The organism is Arsukibacterium sp. (assembly GCF_036735525.1).
Lineage (GTDB): Bacteria > Pseudomonadota > Gammaproteobacteria > Enterobacterales > Alteromonadaceae > Alishewanella.
This window is the reverse complement of record NZ_DAINOE010000154.1, coordinates 1-3620: the sequence shown is the minus strand read 5'-3', so window position 1 is coordinate 3620 and position 3620 is coordinate 1. Positions and strand designations below refer to the sequence as shown.

Here is a 3620-nt window from a genome sequence, read left to right as displayed (position 1 = left end):
GTGATAAACTGCTGATCGGTTAAGCCATGCAAAAAAGCCAGCAAAGCAGCACGCTCGCCGTCGCTCAGTTCAAACCCCATGACAAAAGTACTTTTTGCCGGATGTAAGCGGCCATCGCCGGCCAGTTCCCCCTCTGTAATCACTCTGCCGCCCGCGGCATAAAAATCGATAACCTGCTCCAGTGTGGCCAGGCTGCCATCGTGCATATAGGGCGCCGTTAAGGCGATATTACGCAGCGTCGGCGCACGGAAGCGGCCGTCATCTTGCGGCTGCATGCTTATTTCGGCCAGACCCCGGTCACGCGCTGGGTAGCCGGCCTCCGGCAGCTCTTGCCGCTCAGTTAAATACAAGCCAATATTATGAAAGGGCCGCAAATCCAGTGGCTGGCGGCTGTGGCTGGTGGCCTGGGTAAAGTTAAAGCCGCCGTGACAATGATGGCATTCCAGTTTTTCCGAGAAAAATAAGTTCAGGCCGTCAATTTGTATCGGGCTGAGCGCCAGATCATCCTGCTGATAGGCATAGCGGTCAAAGTCTGAGCCAAAGGACACTAAGCTGCGCACAAAACTGGCCAGCGCCAATACCACCTGCTGTAGCTGTGGCTCACTGTTGCCAAAGGCCTGCTGAAATAACTGTGGGTAGGGCGCACGTGCTAACCGTTGCAAAACCTCGGCTTCATGGCCGCCGACCCCCAGCTCGATGGGCTCGGTACTAAACAGCGGGATTAATAACTGCTGTTCTATGTCGGTGATACCATCATGGGCCCAGGTCAGGGTGTTGTTATAGGCAATATTGACCAGCGCCAGCGCATTGCGCCGCAATGGCTGACCTGTGCTGCCCACTGAACGCGCTAAAGGCTGGGCAAAAGCATACTGCTGCTGATGGCAACTGGCACAGCTTTGCCGGCCATTGGCTGACAGCTGCTTGTCATAAAATAAGTAGCGGCCAAGCTCCACTTTGGCCTGACTCATCGGGTTTTCTGCCGGTACCCGGGGCAGTGGCATGCCTTGTGGTAAAGGCCAGTGCCATTCGCTGGCCTTATCCGCAGATGCTGGTTGGCGGCAGCCGATAAAAAGGAAGCAAACAGACAGTAAAACGATACACATTAATAGCCGCACAAGGAGATTCATGGCAGTACAGACCATATCTCAGGCTGAGTTACATTGTGTAGTAACTGCTGGCAGCTTTGCTGCTGGCTATCCGACATACAGCTGCTGTGCCGGTTTAGTGCCACCTGATCCAATAACGCAGCCAAATCCAGCTGCAGGTGTTGGCCCGGCAGATAATCCAGGGTAATAACCACAGTATTGGCTGCCTGGCAGGGGCTGGTGGGGGGGCGCAGCACGCTGGCCGACTGGCAACCGGTCGAGCCCAGATGAAAGGCCCAGCCATGCTCAGGCCCTTGTAAATCTAACCGTAAAAACTTATAACCCAACTGCCAGTTCCAGAACATATCGCTGTTGTTCAGTGGTGCCGACGCAGTCAGTGGGTTTTGATGGTTCAGTGCAAACGGCATGCCCAGTGTAAAGCTCAGCTGGCCGGCCGTTAGTGGCTGGTCAAACACTATCTGCCAGTTAGTGTTACCACTGCAATCGCTGCCCAGTAGCACCACACCCGGCTGCTGCCATGGCGTGCTGGCCAGCGTCAGTGGTTGCTGGTCGAGGCTGAAATCGGTTAAATAGAGGCCAAAGTGCTGTAAACGCCAGGCTTGCTGCTGCAACTTAACAGGGGTGTCGCAGCTGATAGCTTGCTGTTGCCAGCTGAGCGACACTGCTAATACTGTGGGTGTGACCTGTTGCGGCTGGCAGCCGCTGAGCAGTGCCGCTGAGCATGTCAGTAATAGCTGCCAGGTTGCAGCGAATGCGCTTTTCATAAAAGGAATTTTTAAGTGACATTTGGGTTAACAATACCCTAAACTGCTTTAAAGATCGACCCACACAAATACCCGGAGCTATGATGGATCAGCGCCAAAATCAAAGCACTTTAAGCCTGTCGGGCATAGCGCTGCTTGCCATGTTGCTGAGCAGTTACAGTGGCTTACTGCAGGCACATGCTGAACATGATCGGGCCCGCTTTGTGGCTGAACACGGCCGTGATAACGGCCGCTGCACTGAAGTGTTAAGGCCCTGCCGTACTATTGCCTATGCGTTATCTCAGGCCGGAAAAGGCGATAAAGTGCTGGTGGCTGCCGGCCATTATGTCCTGGGTAGTGCCGATGATGCCTTGTTATTACTCAGTGACATAGTGCCGGTGCTCGGTGGCTACAACAGCTTTGATCATTTCTTGCAGCAAGCCCCGCAACTCAACCACACCCGGCTTAGTGGTGTGCCGCCGCAGTTTATTGAGCGCTTAACACAGCGTGGTTTTCTGGTGCTCACAGATGGCAAGGCGCAGTTAACTGTCAGTGCACAAATGGCTGAGCAATTAGCCGCACACAGTGCTTTAGCGCAAAATCAAACGGCGGCGCCCTGTCAGGCGGGTAAAGCAGGGGTGTTTAGCTGCGCAAATATTGATTTAGTGGCGCATCTGGCCCTGAGCCGTTTTAGCTCGGCGCCCAGCTCCGCTAATGATATCTGGGGCCATACCGATTTGAACTCGGGTACTGAGTATGCGTTAATTGGCCTGAATAACGGCACAGCTGTGGTCAGCCTGGCTAATCCGGCGCAACCGCAGGAAGTGGGCACCATTGCCGGCACTAATACCACCTGGCGTGATATTAAGGTGTTGCAGTTTTTTGATAACGAGAAAGGCCGTTGGCAGGCTTATGCCTATGTGTCATCTGAAGCCAACAATGGTATTCAGATTATTGATTTAAATGATTTGCCCAACAGCGTGCGTTTAGTCAGAACTGATAATGCCACCACTTCTGCGCATAATTTGTATATCAGTGGCGTTGATTACACCACTAATGTTGCCCTAAATGGCCAGCAAGCTGCGTTGCATATTGTTGGCCAACCGGCGCAAGGGGGCGCCGTGTCCAGCTACAGTCTAAGCAACCCATTACAACTGAGTGTGAACTGGCTGCAAAGCGCTGCAACGCGCAGCGATTACAGCCATGATGTGGTGTCGATGCGGGTGAATGATCAGCGTGCCGCCGATTATTGCCAGCGTGAAGAGTGCCTGGTACTGTTCGATTTTAACGAGCAAAACATCAAGCTGTGGGATATTAATACTGAGCGAAACCGGCAACTTGCTGATGTCAGTTATCAGCTTGCCAGCTATGTGCATTCCGGCTGGTGGACAGAAGACCGCCAGTATTTGCTGGTGCACGACGAGCTGGATGAAGTGCAGCATGGCTTAAATACCACAGTGCGGGTATTTGATTTAAGCGATTTAACGGCGCCGGTATTAGCGGGCACCTTTACCGGGCCCAGCCGTGCTATCGATCATAATGGCTTTGTGCGGGGTAACCGCTATTACATGTCAAATTACCAGCGTGGCCTGACCATACTGGACATTACTGACCCCACCCGGCCAGTTGAAGCGGGATTTTTTGATACTTTTCCGGCGTCCAACAGTGCCGCTTTCAATGGCATGTGGGGGGTGTACCCTTATTTACCCTCTGGTTTGGTTATTGGCAGCGATATCAACAGTGGTTTATATGTGCTGCGTGATCAAACCAG

At 53.1% G+C, this 3620-nt stretch carries 3 protein-coding genes; 1 reads left to right on the top strand and 2 read right to left on the bottom strand.

The window, feature by feature from the left end; all coding sequences use genetic code 11:
* The coding region (locus V7D78_RS16485; protein ID WP_333609550.1) for an MbnH family di-heme enzyme at nucleotides 1-1127 on the bottom strand (1127 nt) is incomplete at its 3' end.
* Nucleotides 1124-1870 (bottom strand): MbnP family copper-binding protein, encoded by a 747-nt coding sequence (locus tag V7D78_RS16480; RefSeq protein ID WP_333609549.1) that lies wholly within the window; start codon nucleotides 1868-1870, stop codon nucleotides 1124-1126. The genes V7D78_RS16480 and V7D78_RS16485, both read right to left, overlap by 4 nt.
* 83 nt (nucleotides 1871-1953) lie before the next feature.
* Here V7D78_RS16480 and V7D78_RS16475 point away from each other — a divergent pair.
* Nucleotides 1954-3620: choice-of-anchor B family protein (locus V7D78_RS16475; RefSeq protein WP_333609548.1), on the top strand; the 1667-nt coding region annotated here is incomplete at its 3' end.